This is a genomic window from Bombella sp. ESL0380, assembly GCF_009725805.1.
In the GTDB taxonomy this organism is placed as follows: Bacteria; Pseudomonadota; Alphaproteobacteria; order Acetobacterales; family Acetobacteraceae; genus Bombella; species Bombella apis.
Window position 1 is genome coordinate 91953 of the sequence record NZ_WNIH01000005.1, and the last position, 16716, is coordinate 108668.

At 62.1% G+C, this 16716-nt stretch carries 15 protein-coding genes; 7 read left to right on the forward strand and 8 right to left on the reverse strand.

Annotated elements, in window-relative coordinates:
• The first annotated feature begins 2 nt into the window (after positions 1-2).
• Entirely contained in the window at positions 3-500 is a 498-nt protein-coding gene (locus tag GM608_RS06105; RefSeq protein WP_333645226.1) for an RNA pyrophosphohydrolase, read from the forward strand.
• On the opposite strand, the gene GM608_RS06110 is transcribed toward GM608_RS06105, so the two are convergent.
• The 3 genes from GM608_RS06110 to GM608_RS06120 are packed head-to-tail and all read right to left on the reverse strand — an operon-like array spanning position 476 to position 4062.
• Positions 476-2254, reverse strand: coding sequence for an ABC transporter ATP-binding protein (locus GM608_RS06110; protein ID WP_333645227.1), 1779 nt, complete (start codon positions 2252-2254; stop codon positions 476-478). The genes GM608_RS06105 and GM608_RS06110 overlap by 25 nt on opposite strands.
• Before the next feature lie 21 nt (positions 2255-2275).
• Positions 2276-3517 carry a CCA tRNA nucleotidyltransferase gene (locus GM608_RS06115; protein ID WP_333645229.1) on the reverse strand — a complete coding sequence of 414 codons (1242 nt, stop codon included), beginning with the start codon at positions 3515-3517 and terminating at the stop codon, positions 2276-2278.
• Positions 3514-4062, reverse strand: a complete 549-nt coding sequence (locus GM608_RS06120; RefSeq protein ID WP_086442113.1) for a DUF1285 domain-containing protein — start codon at positions 4060-4062, stop codon at positions 3514-3516. The genes GM608_RS06115 and GM608_RS06120 overlap by 4 nt, the downstream gene beginning before the upstream one ends.
• 233 nt (positions 4063-4295) lie before the next feature.
• Here GM608_RS06120 and GM608_RS06125 point away from each other — a divergent pair, with 233 nt between their 5' ends.
• The 5 genes from GM608_RS06125 to GM608_RS06145 all read left to right on the forward strand — a co-directional run bounded on the left by GM608_RS06125 (position 4296) and on the right by GM608_RS06145 (position 11970).
• Positions 4296-5336 carry a MoxR family ATPase gene (locus GM608_RS06125; RefSeq protein WP_052348866.1) on the forward strand — a complete coding sequence of 347 codons (1041 nt, stop codon included), beginning with the start codon at positions 4296-4298 and terminating at the stop codon, positions 5334-5336.
• 33 nt (positions 5337-5369) lie between these two features.
• The gene (locus tag GM608_RS06130) at positions 5370-6290 is read left to right on the forward strand and encodes a DUF58 domain-containing protein (RefSeq protein WP_333645230.1); all 921 of its coding nucleotides are present in this window, start codon (positions 5370-5372) and stop codon (positions 6288-6290) included.
• Positions 6287-9043, forward strand: coding sequence for a DUF4159 domain-containing protein (locus GM608_RS06135; protein WP_333645231.1), 2757 nt, complete (start codon positions 6287-6289; stop codon positions 9041-9043). Before GM608_RS06130 ends, GM608_RS06135 begins: the two co-directional genes overlap by 4 nt.
• Positions 9040-11145: a vWA domain-containing protein gene (locus tag GM608_RS06140; protein WP_333645233.1), complete on the forward strand. Its 2106-nt coding sequence runs from the start codon at positions 9040-9042 to the stop codon at positions 11143-11145. Before GM608_RS06135 ends, GM608_RS06140 begins: the two co-directional genes overlap by 4 nt.
• A gap of 123 nt (positions 11146-11268) precedes the next feature.
• Positions 11269-11970, forward strand: coding sequence for an ankyrin repeat domain-containing protein (locus GM608_RS06145; RefSeq protein ID WP_193599720.1), 702 nt, complete (start codon positions 11269-11271; stop codon positions 11968-11970).
• A gap of 97 nt (positions 11971-12067) precedes the next feature.
• Here GM608_RS06145 and GM608_RS06150 read toward each other — a convergent pair whose 3' ends face one another.
• The 5 genes from GM608_RS06150 to GM608_RS06170 form a co-directional block, all read right to left on the reverse strand.
• A complete protein-coding gene (locus GM608_RS06150; RefSeq protein ID WP_043557871.1) occupies positions 12068-12271 on the reverse strand; it encodes a hypothetical protein in 204 nt (67 codons plus the stop codon).
• Between the two features lie 39 nt (positions 12272-12310).
• Positions 12311-13396 carry a DNA methyltransferase gene (locus tag GM608_RS06155; RefSeq protein ID WP_043557870.1) on the reverse strand — a complete coding sequence of 362 codons (1086 nt, stop codon included), beginning with the start codon at positions 13394-13396 and terminating at the stop codon, positions 12311-12313.
• On the reverse strand, positions 13393-14028 hold the full coding sequence (locus GM608_RS06160; RefSeq protein ID WP_333645235.1) for a ribonuclease HII: 636 nt from the start codon (positions 14026-14028) through the stop codon (positions 13393-13395). Before GM608_RS06160 ends, GM608_RS06155 begins: the two co-directional genes overlap by 4 nt.
• Positions 14029-14183: 155 nt before the next feature.
• A complete protein-coding gene (locus GM608_RS06165) occupies positions 14184-14909 on the reverse strand; it encodes a DUF4339 domain-containing protein (protein ID WP_333645237.1) in 726 nt (241 codons plus the stop codon).
• A 29-nt stretch (positions 14910-14938) separates the two neighbouring features.
• The gene (locus tag GM608_RS06170; protein WP_227449673.1) at positions 14939-15250 is read right to left on the reverse strand and encodes a CsbD family protein; all 312 of its coding nucleotides are present in this window, start codon (positions 15248-15250) and stop codon (positions 14939-14941) included.
• A 261-nt stretch (positions 15251-15511) separates the two neighbouring features.
• On the opposite strand from GM608_RS06170, the gene GM608_RS06175 reads away from it, so the two are divergent.
• A complete protein-coding gene (locus tag GM608_RS06175) occupies positions 15512-16708 on the forward strand; it encodes an efflux RND transporter periplasmic adaptor subunit (RefSeq protein WP_333645239.1) in 1197 nt (398 codons plus the stop codon).
• Positions 16709-16716 lie beyond the last annotated feature (8 nt).

Sequence of the window (16716 nt, forward strand, 5' to 3'; positions counted from 1 at the left end):
CCATGTCCCTGCGTGAAACACTGGCCTACCGCCCCAATGTCGGCATCGTCCTCTTCAATGGGAAAGGCGAAATCTTCATGGCCCGCCGTGCGGACCTGCCGGGGGACATCTGGCAGTTTCCGCAGGGCGGCATTGATGAGGGCGAAGAGCCGGAACAGGCCGTCTGGCGGGAAATGAAAGAAGAGATTGGCACAAACAACGCCACCATGATCGGTAAGCGTGAGGGCTGGTTTCTCTACGACCTGCCGGACCACCTTATCGGCAAGGCCCTGCACGGGAAGTATCGGGGGCAGAAACAGCAGTGGTTCCTCTTCCGCTTCACCGGCCAGGACAGCGACATCAGGCTCGACACGTTTGAGGAAATCGAGTTCACCACATGGCGTTGGGTGCCACCGGAGGATGTCCTGAGCGGCAAGTACAATCTGGGCTTCAAGAAGGACGTCTACGAACGGCTCCTGCCCGACATTCTTGCCATCTACCGGGCGGCGTCCAGAGCCTGAGCCTTCACCAGCCGGGCGTAAAGTCCGGCCCTGGCCATGAGCTGGGCATGGGTGCCCGTCTCGACAATCTGGCCCTGATCCAGCACCACGATGTGATCGACACTCTGCACGGTGGAGAGCCGATGCGCCACGATGAGCGTCGTCCGCCCCTGCCGGAGCTGGGCCAGAGCCTCCTGCACACGGGCCTCGTTTTCTGAGTCCAGCGCACTCGTGGCCTCATCCAGCAGCAGCAGGCGGGGGTTACGCAGCAGGGCACGGGCCAGCATGATGCGCTGTCTCTGCCCACCCGAGAGCCTCTGCCCACCGGGACCGATGATGGTTTCCAGCCCTTCCGGCAGATCATGCACGAAATCCAGTGCCGCCATCCGGCAGAGTGCCTCCACCTCCTCCCGTGTCGCAGAAGGACGGCCAAGATGGATGTTCTCCCGCACGCTCATGTCGAACAGGGCCGTTTCCTGACTGACATAGGCCAGATGATCCCGCAGGCTGGCCAGCGTGAGGGACCGTATGTCCACCCCCTCCAGCGTGATCGTCCCTTCCGTCACGTCAAAAAGACGGGGGATCAGGGCCAGCATGGTAGATTTCCCCGCCCCGCTCGGCCCGACCAGAGCCACGCTCTGCCCCGGCCTCACATCCAGAGATATATTTTTCAGGGCATGATGCCCATCCTGAAAACGATAGGATACATCCCTGAACACAAGGTGCCCCGGCCCTTCCGGCAGGGGCCGGGCCTCCGGCTGTTCCTGCACGCTGGCCGGTTCATCAATCACGGCAAAGATACGTCCCAGCCCGGCCAATCCTTCCTGCATGGAGGTGTTGAGCGACCCCAGGGCACGCAGAGGACGTGAGGCCGCAAACAGGGCAGCAATGAAGGCCGTGAAGTCCCCCAGCGTGGCCCCGCCCGTGGCGGCACGCCAGCCCGCAAACCCCAGCACGAAAGCGATCGCCACACCACCGATGACCTCCAGCATCGGATCCAGACGGGCACGGTTGCTGGCAATACGGAAGAACATGTCATGCAGCCTGTCGAGAGCCGAACCGATGCGGTGATGCTCATGCTCCTCCATCCGGTAGATGCGTATCTGCCGGGACAGGGAGAAGCTTTCCGTCAGCAGGGCCGAGGCTTCCCCGACCTGCTCCTGCATCCCGCCGGAGGCCCGGCGCACCCGCCGCCCGAGCTTCTGCACGGGAATGATGGCCAGAGGATACAGCACGACCGCAATCAGGCTCAGTTCCCAGTCCGTCCAGATCATGGAGGCGACAAGCCCGATGATGGTGATGACGTCCCCCAGCGCATTGACCGAACGTGTCAGGGCTTCCCTCATGGCGAGGGCATCCGTGGTGAAGCGGGCCGCCCAGCGGGCGGGAGCCTCTCTTTCAATCCGGGCCACATCCGCCTTCAGGGCATGGATGAACATGCGTTCCTGAAGACGCCGCACGACCTGAAGGACCAGTGCCTGCACGCAGACATTCTGCCCATACTGGGCCAGAGCCTTGGCCCCCGTCACGACCACAACCAGCAGGGGAATCTGATACAGGATGCGGGGATCATGTGCCGTGAACATGTCGATCGCCCGCTTGATGACAAGCGGATAGGCCGCCGTCAGCAGGGCCATGACGACCGTCAGCACGAACACGGCCAGCAGCATGAGCCGGTGCCGGGCAATGTCCTCCCGCCAGAGCCTCCGCATCAGGGGGAAGGTTGCCTCATACGCTGCCCTGTCCGCAGGGTGCCTGCCTGTCTGCTGTGTCATGCAGACCTTCTAGCAGCCCCCTCAGGAAGGGGAAAGCTGGTGGCTCACCCAGTCCCGACATGCCCCGGCATCGGGACGGCAGCCCTGTGTGAGCCACCAGTGCTGCGTCTGTTTCAACCACCGCCCCATTTCCGGCCCCGGTTTCACACCCAGAGCAATCAGGTCCCGCCCCGCCAGAGGGAAAACGGGCTGCTCCACGGTTTCCAGCCGGTGCCGCAGCTCATTCCAGCTCCCATCAGGCCGTCCCAGCTCCTGCGCCTGCACCAGCCAGCTTCGCAGCAGCAGGATGGACCTGTCCTGCTGGAAAAGAACCCGCCGGATGTCGTCATCATCCAGCGTGACCGCCAGTTCCGGCCCGAATCTGGCAAAAGCGGCCAGCATGTCCCGGCTCTCATTGGAGAGTTTCAGATGGGCACCAACATCCGCCATGCCCTGCCCGTCCCCTCCGCCGGGTGGATACAGGACGGCAAGACGATGCAGCGGCTCGGCAGGATCACCACAGGCCAGAAGACGCTCCAGACCAGACAGGGGCGCATGATGCGGCAGCAGCACGGCAAGGGTACCCGTTTCCTCCATCAGTTCCAGCGTTCGCAGAAGCTGCGGGCCTGACAGGATTTTCAGCAGCTCCATCGCCACACGCTCAACTGAAAGGCGGGTCATCGTCTCCCGCAGGCGAATGATGGCCTGACAGGCCTCGCCATCCGGTTCGCCACGGCCATAACGGGCAAAAAAGCGGAAAAACCGCAGGCACCGCAGGGCATCCTCCTCAATGCGCCGTGCCGCCTGCCCGACAAACCGTACCTTCCCGGCCCGGAGATCATCCAGTCCGCCGAAATAATCATGCAGCTGCCCATCCTGATCCAGCGACATGGCGTTGATCGTGAAGTCCCGCCGCTGCGCATCTTCCTCCCAGTCATCCGTCCAGGCGACGACAGCATGGCGGCCATCGGTACTGACATCACGCCGCAGGGTGGTGATTTCATAAGGGTGATGGTCAATCACCGCCGTGATGGTTCCATGCTCAAGGCCGGTCGGTATCACCCTGGCACCGACCTCTTCCAGCCGCCGCTGGGCTTCTCCCGGTGGAACCGGGCTGGCCAGGTCAAGATCATGCACGTCGCGACCACAGAGCAGGTCCCGCACGCAGCCTCCCACCAGCCGGGCCTGCGGCAGAGCCTGCCAGATACGGGCCAGCCCGGCGTGACCGGGCACATCAGACAGGGCTGCCAGAAGGGTGGCCGGAGATGGTGTCCTGATGGTCACACGCACAGCTCCTCAAGGTCGTCCACGGTCTCATCCGGCAGGCGGGAAAGCGGGAAGAACATCCCGTGGCTCCAGACTCCCATGCAGGGTTCACCCCCCACGCAGCCCGGAACGGCCAGAGCCGCCAGCTCGAAAAGGACCGCCCGGCTGATGCGGGCCAGAATGGGCTGCCCGCCTGCTCCGGTCCTCATGTGGATGTAGGGCACGGTCGCTCCATCAGCCGGGCGGTCCCAGTCACACAGAAGGGGATGCTCCGCATCCACACAGAAAACCTCATCCAGATTGGTCCGCAGGCACAGTGTCTGCGTCTTTTCCGAACAGCCCCTGAAATCCAGCTCCACCGCCAGAAAGGGAACATCATCCACCTGTATGACGCCAGCCTCGGTCGGCGTCCGCAGCCAGTAACGTCCCTGGCGGTCCCGGTCGAGGCAGGAGGCGAACAGGCAGAGCATGGCCTTGCGCCGGATGGGCGTCCCCCGGTACAGCCATGTCCCGTCCCGCCGGATATGGAAAGGCAGGTGCAGGACCATCTCGTCCTCGGACATCACGGCCTCATCCGGCCCCTCCAGCGGGGGCACCGGTCTCTCATAAGACTTGATGCTCATGATCTCCTCCCTTTCCGTCCTTCCATCACGATGGACCTGCATGATGGTGTGCCACTTTCCTGCGACCCTCTCTTTTTAAAAGGGCCTCTTACATGGTAGCTTACCGCCTGCCCCAGAGTTGGGAATGATCCCGGCCTGTTAAAACCCCCCTACCCTCTGTTTCCGAATCTGTAATGACCCAGCATCCTTCTGCCTCCGGCCCGACATCCTCCCCCCAGGACAGGGCGTTCCACCATGATGACACGGTCCGTGCCTTTGATGGGCTGGCCCCCAGGCTGAAAACGCTCGTACAGGAAATTGGCCGAATCGTCCTCGGGCAGGAAACGGTCATCGAGCATGTCCTCACAACCCTGCTGGGGGGGGGCCATGCGCTGCTGCTCGGGGCGCCGGGGCTGGGGAAGACGCTGCTGGTCAATACCTGCGCCCATGTTCTGGGGTTGGAAGACAGCCGCATCCAGTTCACGCCAGACCTCATGCCCTCCGACATCACCGGGGCAGAAATCCTGGAGCAGGATGAACAGGGCAGGCGCCATTTCCGCTTCCTGCCCGGCCCCCTCTTCGGGCAGCTGGTGCTGGCGGACGAAATCAACCGCGCCAGCCCCCGCACCCAGTCCGCCCTGCTTCAGGCCATGGCAGAAGGGCACGTCACGCAGGGTGGCAAAACATGGCCCCTGCCCAAGCCATTTCATGTTCTGGCCACCCAGAACCCCATCGAGCAGGAAGGAACCTACCCCCTGCCAGAAGCCCAGCTTGACCGTTTCATGATGCGTATTCCGCTGGATTTTCCGGCACGGGAGGCCGAGCGCCGGATGCTGCTCCAGACCACAGGGGCCACGAAACGGAAGGCTGAACGCATCTTTTCCACCGCAGAGCTTCTGGCCACCCAGAAACTCGTCCGCACGCTGCCGGTCGGGGAAACGGTCGTGGAAGCCATCCTGACCATTGTCCGGGGCCTGCGGCCACAGGATGAAACAGCCAGTGCCGAGGTCCGTCAGTCACTGGATTACGGCCCCGGCCCTCGTGCTGCCCAGGCCCTGATGATTGCCAGCCGGGCACGGGCCATGCTGCATGGCCGTCTCTCCCCCTCGATGGAAGATGTCCGTGTGCTGGCCGAGCCTGTTCTGGCTCACCGCCTGGGCATCAGCTTCGCCGCCCAGACGCAGGGTGTGGATGCCCGGCAGCTCATTGCCGCCCAGCTGAAGCGCCTCGGCTAGGCCGGGCTCCCAGGCGGTTCCCAGAGTACGGACATGGCCAGCTCACCCTCCTTCTTCCAGCGGTTTTTTGGCACTCGCAAAGGGCGTGATGCCGCCCCGCAGCCTGTCTCCCTGCCGGAGCTGGTTCTCTCAGCCCGAGGGCTGGCAAAGCAGCTGCGCAATGGCCCTCACGGCAACCGCAGAGCCGGGGACGGACATGAATTCTGGCAGTTCCGTCCCCATCAGCCAACAGAACCAGCCTCCCTGATCGATTGGAAACAGTCTGCCCGCTCGCCGGAACCAAACCTGCTCTGGGTTCGGGAGCGGGAGCAGCATGCCCCCCGGCCACTTTTCATATGGGTTGACCCCTCTGCCTCCATGCGCTGGCGGTCTGCCAACAGCCTGCCCAGCAAACATGACACCGCTCTGGCTGATGCCCTGGCCCTTGGGCAGGCAGCCCTGCTGGGCGGTGAGGATGTGGGCATTCCTGGCTTCCGGTCCCGTTTTTCCGGTCATCAGGCCTTGCCCCGTCTCGCCCATGCTCTCATGCAGCTTCCTCCCCGTGACGATACTGGCAGGGATGCGGTCCTGCCCAGCCTGACAGCTGTTCCCACTCATGCAGCTCTGCTGCTCGTCAGTGACTTCCTTTGGAAAGAGGCCACCATGCAGCATTGCCTGGCGCCGCTGGCCACCCATCCCGGCCGCATCGCCCTGCTGGCCGTGCTGGACCCACAGGAGCATCGCCTGCCCTTCAGCGGGTCTGTCCAGTTTACCAGCTGCGAGGCTGAACCGGACCTGACACTCCCGGCCACGGAGAACCTGCATGAGGCCTATCAGGCCCGATTGACCGAACATTTCAGCCAGCTTGAAAAGATCGGAAAGGGACAGGCGCCCTTCTTCCGCCTCCATGTCACCGACCATCCTGCCCTGCCTGTCCTGGCGGACTGCCACACCTTCCTGCGGGGGCGGGCATGATCCTTCTCTCCCCTTACCTGCTGCTGTTCCTGCTCCTCCTGCCTGCCCTGTGGTGGCTGGTCCGGGCCATTCCTCCCCACCCCCGGCAACAGCGTTTCCCCTCTCTCATCCTGCTCCGCAGGCTCTCGCCTGTCCGGCAGGATGCCGCACGCACGCCGCTCTGGCTCCTGCTCCTGCGCATGGTTGCCCTAGCTCTGCTCGTTCTGGCCTTTGCCCGGCCACTCCATCTCCCCGGACAGGACCAGCAGACCCCGCAGAAACTGGTTCTCATTCTGGATGATGACTGGGCGGCTACCCCACACTGGGATGACCGCAGGAAAAATGCCCTCGCTCTGGGAGAAGCCACACTCCGCTCCGGCGGGCGGGTGACCCTGCTGCTGAACACGCCAGAGGCGGACGGCCACATGCCTCGCCCCTTCCAGCCCGGTGACCGCACTGCCCTGCAACAGTTTCTTGCCGGTCTGTCTCCCCACACATGGCCTGGGGACCGGCAGACCCTCGCCCGCCAGCTTCAGGCGCTCGCCCCGGACCTGCATGGAGCAACGGTCATCGCACTTTCCAATGGCCTGGCACAGCCGGGGGATGAGGCCCTGCGTGCCGCCCTTCAGCCTGCCCACCGGACCGAAGATGTACGCTGGCCCCGCTGCGACCTCATCCGTCTTTCCATCCGGCAGGAAAGCCAGCTGACGGCACAGGCGGAAACACTCCCCGACTGCCCGGAGCAGACACGCCGCCTGCTGGGCATGACGCTGGAAAAAGACGGACATTTCGCCGTCCTGGCCGATACGCCACTTCCCACCGGAACCTGGCGTACCCTGCCTGACCCGGACCATTTCGATGCCTTCAGCCTGCCATCCGTTTCCGGTCCGGCAGGCATGGTGCTTCTACCCGGCAGGATGGACCAGCACCGGGTTGGCCTTCTGCACATCAATGGTGATGATACACCGCTGACAGGTAGCGGCTTCTACCTGACCCGTGCCCTGCAGGCTGTCATCCCCTATCAGGAGGGCACTGTGGACAGTCTCCTGCCCCGCCACCCGGACATCATCATCGCCACGGATGGCACACTCTCCGATGCGGGGCTGAGCGACATACTCGGCTGGGTCCGCAAAGGAGGCATCCTGATCCGCTTCGCAGGGCCGGAACTGGCCCGCCAGAGCCAGCAGACCATGAAAGACGATGACGCTGCTCTTCTGCCCGTGCCCCTCCTCTCCGGCATGAGGCAACTGGGGGGCCCCATGTCGTGGGGCAGCCCGCAGAAACTGGCTCCCTTCCCGGGAGACACCCCTTTCGCCGGGCTGACCATCCCCGAAGACGCCACCGTATCCCGTCAACTTCTGGCCCAGCCCACGGGTGACCTGTCCCGGCATGTCTGGGCCACGCTGACCGATGGCACCCCCCTCGTAACTGCCCGGCAGGAAGGCGGCGGCCTGATCGTCTTCTTCCACATCACCCCGACGGCAGACTGGTCCAGCCTGCCACTCTCCGGCCTTTTCCCCCAGATGATGGAACGTCTCATCACCCGTACTCCCATCATGCAGACAAAGACAGGCACCAATCACACCACCTCGGACGCCTTGGCGCCATGGCGGGTCCTGACTCTCGACAAGACCCTCGTACCGCCATCCCCCGCCATCCGCCCGCTGCCCAGCACGACAGAACAGCCTGTCGATGCCCTCCATCAGGCCGGATTCTACGGAGGGGCTGCCCAGCATCACCCACTCAATCTGGCAGACCATCAGCCCCCTATGGCAGATGAAGCCGCTCTCGGTCCGATCAGGGCAGCAGGGCAGGCCACGCCAGAACAGCCCCTCTGGCCACCCCTCATGCTGCTGGCCCTCGGGCTGATCCTGCTGGACCTCTACCTCTCCCTCGGTCGGGCCGGACTGTTCCGCATGGCCCGCAACGCCACTCTTTCCCTGGGAGCCGGGCTGCTCATCGTGACGCAGTTGCAGGCAGCTACGACGGGGCAACCAGCCTCGGCCCCGCAGGCTCCTGTTCCTCCTGCGGCTCTGGCCATCCGTCTGGCCCATATCCAGACCGGTAACGCAGACACGGATGAGGCAGTCCAACAGGGGCTTGAAGGGCTGACGCACTTCCTCAACCAGCGCAGCACCACACATCTGGACAGTCCCGTAGGGGTCGTGCCGGGACAGGATGATCTGGCCTTCTATCCTCTCCTCTACTGGCCTGTCATACCCGGCACCCATCTGGATCCAGCCGGGAAAACAGCGCTTGCCCATTACCTCCAGCACAATGGCATGATCCTGATTGATGAGATGGGCGCAGGCAGCGCCATGGACGGTACGGATGGCCACGCTACCCGCACCGCCCTCAGACAGGCCATGGAGGGACTGCCCATCCCACCGCTTGCCAGACTGACCGACCAGCACACCCTCTCCCATACCTTCTATCTGCTGCACGATTTTCCCGGTCGCATTGCTGGACAGCCCGTCTATGTCGCCCGGCAGGGGAACAATGATGACAGCGAAACCGTAAGCCCTGTCATCATCGGCAATGCAGACTGGGCCCATGCCTGGGCCATTGACCAGAATGGGGAGCACCCTTTCGCCGTCATTCCTGATGGCGAAAATCAGCGGACACTGGCCTACCGCTTTGGTTTCAACACCATCATCTATGCCCTTACCGGCAACTACAAGAACGACCAGCGCCATTATCCAGAGATGCTGAAACGTCTCAGGAACGGGGATGATGACAGCCCTGATGACGCTGATGAAAGTGAGGCTCCATGACGGACGCCCTGTCTTCCATCATCTGGGCACCATTCCTGCCCCCTTGGCTGCTTGCAGCACTGGCGGGCCTATGCCTGCTCCCTGGTCTCTATGGTACCCTGCGCGGAAGGCGGGATGTCCTCTGGCGGGTGGGTGCCATCCTGCTGGGGCTGCTCTGGCTGGCCAACCCCCGGCAGATACACCCCCACATGCAGACCCAGCCACAGGATGCCCTCCTCGTGGTGGATGTTTCCCCTTCCATGGACATCGGGCAACGGAAAGCCCTCGTCCAGCAGGCTCGTGCCCAACTGCTGCGCCAGGGCCGGGCACTGCATGACCTGACAATCCATGAGCTGGAAGTTTCTGGCGGGCATGGCCAGGGCACACGCCTTTTCGACGCCATGGACCATGCCGCCCTCTCCCTGAACAATCCGGCAGGCATCTTCCTGCTCACGGACGGAATGGATCACGACATTCCCGACCAGCTTCCCCCGTCCCTCAAGGACATGACAGGCCGCATCATTCCCCTGCATCTCCTGCTTTCCGCCAGAGGAGAAGAAACGGACCGGCGGCTGCGGGTTCTCAGTGCCCCCCCTTATGTCATCATCGGCCAGACGGCCCATATCCGTGTTCAGGTCGATGATCTGGGAACGCCTGGCGGGCAGCCTGTCGATATTCTGGACCATGGCCCTGACGGCCAGACGAACATCCTCGCCCATACGAAGAGCGGCCAGCCCGTGGAGCTGGATGTCCCCGTCACCCATGCCGGGCTTACCCTGAAGGAGCTCACGGCCTCCCCCCTGCCGGGTGAAGCTTCCCTGCGGAACAACAGTACCATCATCCAGCTTCAGGGCGTGCGGGACAGGTTGCGTGTCCTGCTTGTTTCCGGTGTACCCAATCAGGGGGCCCGTGTCTGGCGCACCCTGCTGAAGGCCGATCCATCTGTTGATCTGGTCCACTTCACCATTCTGCGATCCCCCGATACGGAAGATGATACCCCCCTCTCCGACCTCGCCCTGATCCCTTTCCCCACGCATGAGCTTTTTGCCCAAAAGATCAACAGCTTCGACCTCATCATTCTGGATGGCTTCCGCAACCAGAACATTCTGCCGGAGAGTTATCTGGAAAATATTGCCCGCTATGTCCGCAAGGGCGGTGGGCTGCTTGTGGTTGGTGGGCCGGAAATGACACAGCCGGGCACATTGCAGGATACACCTGTCGGCGCCATCCTCCCTGCCCATGTCCCCTCTGAACAGGGTATCATGACACAGCCCTTCTCCCCCAGACGGACCGCCCTCGGGCTGTCCCATCCCGTCACGCAGGCCCTGCCGGAACAGGGCCCCTGGGGCAAAGAATGGGGCCCATGGTACAGGGCACTCCGTACGGACCAGACGCAGGGCCGTACCCTTCTGGCCACACCTTCAGGGGCACCGCTGCTGGTGCTGGACCAGAAGGGACAGGGGCGTGTGGCCATGCTTCTCTCAGACCAGATCTGGCTCTGGTCCCGTGGAGAAAAAGGTGGAGGACCACAGGCCGAACTGCTGCGCCGCCTCTCACACTGGCTGATGAAGGAGCCGGAACTGGAAGAAAACCAGCTGGACGCCCATATCGAGCAGGGGCAGCTGCATGTCAGCCGCACCAGTCTGGCTCCTCTGGCCAATGTTCAGGCTGACATCATCGACCCGGATGGCCATCATGCTGTCCTTCCCCTCTCCCCCGTGCCGGGGCGTGACGGTATCTGGACAGGCAGCCTGCCCCTGCCATCACGGCCTGAGCAGAATGGCCGGATATGGACCGTCCAGCAGGGCGGGCTGAGCACGACCGTGGCCCTGCCTGAAACCAACCCGCTGGAAGACCAGGACCTGCGCAGTACCGCCACAAGGATGGCCTCCCTCGTGAGCCGCTCCGGTGGTGGCCTGTTCTGGCTCGGAACAGGGACCATCCCGGAGATCAGACAGGTCGCCGGAGGCCATCCCCTGCATGGAACAGGCTGGGCAGGGCTGCCCCTGCATCAGTCGGCCCTTGCAGCGGGCGGATCCAGCACGGCTTTTCTGCCAGGATGGCTGGCCCTCATCCTCATTCTTGCCATGATGGGCCTTGGCTGGTGGCGTGAAGGACGGTAAAACGACAGCAGTCCATGCTGTGGTGCCGTCACCCTGTGAAATTGACAGGCCCTGCCACTGCCTGACATGATGCCTGCGGCCTGTCCCCCGTAGCTGGTAGAAAAGAAAGCACTGTTCCCGATCATGCGTCCATTGAGTTCATTCCTGCCCCGTCTCGCTTTCGCCATCGGTCTTTCGGCTGCCTCCGTTGTGGTTCTGCCACACCGGGCCCATGCCCAATCCGCCGATGAAGCCGAGGCCGAGCAGGAAGCCATGGATGCCCAGAAACAGGCCGAGGCCCGCAAGGATGCACGACGTGCGGCGCCACCTTCTGCCCTGCCCGGCGCAGAGACGGACAGCGGCGACAACAGCCATGCCCGGATGGACATCAACCCGACAGCCGCCCTGTTTGATGCCATCAACCGTGGGTCACTCATCGGCGCCAAAGAGGCCCTCAGCCGTGGTGCTGACATCAATGCCCGCAACGTGCTGGAGCAGACGCCTCTGGACCTTGCCATAGACCTTGGCCGCAATGACATCATGTTCCAGCTGCTTTCCCTGCGGACCTACAATCCCGATGGCAAGCTCATCACCAGCGCCACGCATGATGAGAGCAGCAGCCATATTACCGTCAATGGCCAGGCCAGCCTTGCCGCACGTGCTCCTGCGCCTGTTGTGGAAAATCCGGGCCAGCCCGTCCCCTCGGTCGGCTTTCTGGGCTTCGGGGGGCCGGCAGCCCCTCCGGCACGGACTGGAACAGCCCATGCCCCACAGCGCAGGCCCCACGCTATCGTGCATCGCACATCCCATCCGCAGAAAGCTCCAGCCCCTCGGACTGCGCCCTGAGCCTCTTCCTTTGTTTTCACAAAGCATGACTGATCATGAAAAAAGCCCTTCCCGTGGTCTGACGGAAAGGGCTTTTTTCATGGCAGCTGCCGGATGGTCACGATGAAGCCATTAGCGGCAGAGCGCTATAATAGATGATGGAAATGCCCGCCAGACAGATGAGAAAAATCAGCAGGTCCCAACAGAAACAGACAAAAGCGGACTTCTTCTGCGGGCGCATGATGATGAAATGAAACAGAATGGCAAAAACCAAAGCTATGACGGCAATGACCAGCCCGGTATGTGTCTCCAGAAAATCCATGCGTCGTCCCTTCCCTTCACATCTCTGAAAAGCCGTTTTTCAGGCAGTTCGGCGCAGCAGATGTGTCTCCTGCCGCAATGTATCAATGGACAGGAACTGCCCGTCCCGTTCAAAATACCAGAATGTCCAGCCATTGCAGGAGGCCGCATTGGTCAGCAGGGCCCCCAGCTTGTGAATGGATCCCCGATGCTGGCCGGATACCAGCGTTCCATCCGGTGAGACACGAGCCTTCAGCCGCTTCTGCCGATCATATACCACCGTACCGGCAGGCAGGCTGCCATTCTCCACGAAAGACCCGAACGGAATGCGGGGCATCTCCCGTTTGGCCGGAGTGATCTCCAGCTGGTCTGCTGGCAGAACTTCCACCCGCTCCAGCCGGGCTTCTGCTGCCTTGATGTAATCCGGATGCCTCTCAATGGCGAGATAACGGCGCCCCAGCTTTTTGGCCACGGCCGGGGTAGTCCCTGTCCCGCAGAACGGGTCCAGCACCACATCATCTTCTACCGTTGCGGCCAGCAGGGTCCGGTGCAGCAGACTTTCCGGCTTCTGGGTCGGGTGCAGCTTCAGCCCGTGATCATTTTTCAGCCGTTCATTCCCCGTGCAGAGAGGCAGGTACCAGTCCGACCGCATCTGAAGGTCCTCATTGAGTGCCTTCATCGCCTGATAGTTGAAACGGTATTTGCTCTCCGGCCCCCGGGCAGCCCAGATCAGCGTTTCATGGGCATTGGTAAAGCGACGCCCCCGGAAGTTGGGCATGGGGTTCGACTTGCGCCAGATGATGTCATTAAGAATCCAGAACCCCAGATCCTGCATGATCGCACCAAGGCGGAAAATATTGTGATAGGAGCCGATCACCCAGATGGTTCCGTCCTTGTGCAGCAGACGGCGTGCCTCACCCAGCCAGGCACGGGTAAATTCATCATAAGCCTCATAGCCCGTGAATTTGTCCCAGTCATCATCCACGCCATCCACCACGCTCTCATCCGGGCGACGAAGCTCTCCCCGCAACTGAAGGTTGTAGGGAGGGTCAGCAAACACGCAGTTCACGCTGGCATCCGGAAGTGTCTTCATCACCTCCACACATTCCCCGCGTAAAATCCTGTTCAGGGGCATATCCGCTTTCATGCTGCGTGAACCTTTGCTGCGATCATCTGTCTCACAGGGGCAAAACTGCGCCTGTGATGGAGGGTTATCCCCTCTTCTTTCAGTCCCGTCAGATGATGTGCCGTGCCATAACCAGCATTCCGGTCCCAACCATAATTACCATGGCGCATGGCGAGACGGGTCATCAGCCTGTCCCGCACGACCTTCGCCAGGATGGAAGCTGCCGCAATGGACAAACTCCGGCTGTCACCCTTGACGACCGTCTCCACACGGCAAGGCAGGGATGGTGCCCTGTTGCCATCAATCAGGGCAACGGCGGGCCATTCTCCCAACGCCTCGGCGAGGCGGACCATGGCCCGCCGCATGGCCAGATGGCAGGCCTGACCAATATTCAGCCGATCAATCTCCAGGACGGATGCCGCACCAAGAGCCGCACAGACCGTATCATCCTCCAGCAGAGCGGCATAAGCCTTCTCCCGGCGGCGGGCCGTCAGCTTCTTTGAGTCATCCAGCAGTCCGGACAGCAGAGGAGATGGTGGCGCACGGAACACAACCGCAGCCGCCACGACCGGCCCAGCCAGAGGGCCACGGCCGACCTCGTCCACACCGGCTACAAGCCCGTCATACTGTTCTTCCAGGCTGTAATCCGGCATCGGGTCCTTCTTCCACTCGCCTCACACGGCACATCATCAACGTGAGGCCGATTCTGAATCACTCCGAGTCGAAAGGAAAGACCTTTTTTGAAATAAAATGAGTCAATAGGAAAAATTATGCCCCGCGGACCGGACAGACAGAAGCCGTCTGGCCGTCAGAGCTCCACATGCCCGTTCTGGTCCGGACTTCCATCAGAAGATGCCCCGGACCCTCCATCACCATGAGACGCCTGACCATCCTGCCGTGGAAGCTCACGAGGGGACGAAGCAACCGGTTTTTCTGCCTGTTTCAGCTTCAGGAGCGGTTCAAAACCCGGTGGAGGATTGGAGAGAAGAATTCCGGCTTCCAGGAACCCCAGGAAAAGGCAGGCAGCAAACAGCCCCACCCCACGGCGCAGCACTTTCATGCGGCACCAGAAATAACCCGGCAAGAACAGCCACCACCAGAAAGAAGGAGGTTTCACCCCAGCCCGGGCCAAGGTCTGGCGGTCCTTTATCAGCGTCAGAAACAGGATGACGTAAATACAGACACCCGTTACCGGCCGGTCCGGCGTGACCGCCCAATGTGTCCGCTGCCCGACAACGAGAAGAAGAAGGTCAACCAGCCCGGGAACCAGCATCAACCAGGCCCAGACGGACGACACCGCTCCCGTCACTCCTTCATCCCGTGTGGATGACCGCCCACCCACGGTGACAAGCAGCCGCACACCGGCGGAAGGCAACACAAGCCCAGCCTTGCTGGCCGGACGCCACTCATTCCCGAAACCCGGATGCCAGACGAGGGTTTGCGGCCGAATATGACGATGAATGATCAGCCGCACCATCTCGCTCTGCGATACTGGCCCAACCTCCCGACCATCCCGTTCGTAATACCAGTGCATGAACCCTCTCCGGCCTCCTGTTCCCTGTTTCAGCCACGCTTCCTGAAGAAGAGGCGTCCGATCACCAGCCCAACAAGGGAAACGATCCCCAGGGCAACGAAAGGACGCTCCTGAATGAAAGCGGCTACAGCCTCCAGGCGGCTTTCATTGGCATCGTAGAGATCCGCAAATTCATGTTTGGCACGACCACCCAGCTGGTCAATCTTCCCACCGGCCTGCATGGCAGCATCACCAGAAATCGCACCGACCGTGTCCTTCAGCCGACCTTTGGCTTCCTGCACGAAACCCTCGGCCTTCATCGACGTTGTATCAACCATTCCATCGCTCCCAATCAGCGCCATGCATTTCCATGCACCGTTTCACCTGTGGGCCCCAGTGCACTGCATGACGGGGCCACCCCGCAGATATGTAACCCTCATGGATTTTCTTCAAGAGGGGGACAGCCGTCCTCCCCCCTCAGGAGGAAGGTATTTTTGTGACTGCCGAATGTTTAGGTGCAATTCTGGCCAAGCATCTTTAATATGCGCCGGACTTTCTGACATAATGTCGATGATGTGCATGTCATGCACCGTTTCCCCAGCCTACAGGAGTGCCCTGCGACCATGAGCGCCGCCCCAGCTTCAGAAACCCGGCAGCCCGGCAGGGGGAAAAAATGGTGGATCATCGGGGCTGCCCTGGTCGCCATCCTGCTTTTCCTGGTCCTGCGTCCTCATGCCGGTGGTGGACAGACCACCATGGCCCATGGCGACGTCGCCCAGGCCGTAGCCGTGGAGGCTGCCCACCGGGCCGATGTGCCGGTCATTCTCCAGCTGCTCGGTACGGTTGTCCCCATCACCAACGTCACCATCACACCCCGTGTCAGCGGGCACATACTGGCGGTCTATTATCAGGAAGGGCAGCACGTCCACCGTGGGGATGAGCTGGAACTGATCGACCCCCGCCCCTATGAGGCCACGCTGCACCAGTACATGGGCACCCTGGCCGCCGACCGTGCGCAGCTGGCCAAGGCCCGTGTGGACAATGCCCGCTACCAGAAGCTGATAAAGCAGAACTCCACATCGGCCATGCTGGCACAGGACCAGGCCTTCACCGTCCAGCAGCTTGAAGGGCAGGTCGCTTTTGACGAGGCCAATGTCCGCAATGCCGCACTGAATGTCCTGTACTGTCACATCGTCGCCCCGGTGGATGGCCGGGTGGGTATCCGTGCCCTGGATGCCGGCAACTATGTCACGGTCGGGCAATCCGGCGGGCTGACAACCCTGACCCAGATGCAGCCCATTTCCGTCATCTTCACCCTGCCGCAGAACAGCCTGCCGGATGTGCAGGACCAGCTGAACAGTCATCCCAGCCTGACCGTAGAAGCCTGGAGCAGCGACAACACCCGCCGCCTCGCTACCGGGACGGTCAATGCGCTGGACAGCCAGATTGATACGGCTACGGGGACCGTACGCCTGCGCGGCATCTTCCCCAACGAAACGGAGCGGCTTTTCCCCAATGAGTTCGTCAATGCCCATCTCCTCGTCCAGACACTGAAAGACGCCCTCGTCGTGCCCGGCAATGCCATACAGACAGGCCCTGACGGTGCCTTTGTCTATGCCGTACAACAGGACATGACCGTGGCCATCCGCCTCGTGAAGACAGGCTATAGCGATGACCACCATACCGTCATTCTTTCCGGTCTCCAGGAAGGGGACCAGGTCGTGACAGATGGCGTCAACCATCTGCGCCCTGGCAGCAGGGTCACCATTGCTGCCGGGCCCGGTTCCTCCCCGAACCCTGCCACCACCCAACCGCACTGATGCCTGCA

What these genes read in the sequence shown, in the direction of transcription:
- GM608_RS06105 (WP_333645226.1), top strand. Translation starts at nt 3, where the DNA reads ATGTCCCTGCGTGAAACACTGGCCTACCGCCCCAATGTCGGCATCGTC.
- GM608_RS06110 (WP_333645227.1), bottom strand. Translation starts at nt 2,254, where the DNA reads ATGACACAGCAGACAGGCAGGCACCCTGCGGACAGGGCAGCGTATGAG.
- GM608_RS06120 (WP_086442113.1), bottom strand. Translation starts at nt 4,062, where the DNA reads ATGTCCGAGGACGAGATGGTCCTGCACCTGCCTTTCCATATCCGGCGG.
- GM608_RS06125 (WP_052348866.1), top strand. Translation starts at nt 4,296, where the DNA reads ATGACCCAGCATCCTTCTGCCTCCGGCCCGACATCCTCCCCCCAGGAC.
- GM608_RS06130 (WP_333645230.1), top strand. Translation starts at nt 5,370, where the DNA reads ATGGCCAGCTCACCCTCCTTCTTCCAGCGGTTTTTTGGCACTCGCAAA.
- GM608_RS06135 (WP_333645231.1), top strand. Translation starts at nt 6,287, where the DNA reads ATGATCCTTCTCTCCCCTTACCTGCTGCTGTTCCTGCTCCTCCTGCCT.
- GM608_RS06140 (WP_333645233.1), top strand. Translation starts at nt 9,040, where the DNA reads ATGACGGACGCCCTGTCTTCCATCATCTGGGCACCATTCCTGCCCCCT.
- GM608_RS06145 (WP_193599720.1), top strand. Translation starts at nt 11,269, where the DNA reads ATGCGTCCATTGAGTTCATTCCTGCCCCGTCTCGCTTTCGCCATCGGT.
- GM608_RS06150 (WP_043557871.1), bottom strand. Translation starts at nt 12,271, where the DNA reads ATGGATTTTCTGGAGACACATACCGGGCTGGTCATTGCCGTCATAGCT.
- GM608_RS06155 (WP_043557870.1), bottom strand. Translation starts at nt 13,396, where the DNA reads ATGAAAGCGGATATGCCCCTGAACAGGATTTTACGCGGGGAATGTGTG.
- GM608_RS06160 (WP_333645235.1), bottom strand. Translation starts at nt 14,028, where the DNA reads ATGCCGGATTACAGCCTGGAAGAACAGTATGACGGGCTTGTAGCCGGT.
- GM608_RS06165 (WP_333645237.1), bottom strand. Translation starts at nt 14,909, where the DNA reads ATGCACTGGTATTACGAACGGGATGGTCGGGAGGTTGGGCCAGTATCG.
- GM608_RS06170 (WP_227449673.1), bottom strand. Translation starts at nt 15,250, where the DNA reads ATGGCGCTGATTGGGAGCGATGGAATGGTTGATACAACGTCGATGAAG.
- GM608_RS06175 (WP_333645239.1), top strand. Translation starts at nt 15,512, where the DNA reads ATGAGCGCCGCCCCAGCTTCAGAAACCCGGCAGCCCGGCAGGGGGAAA.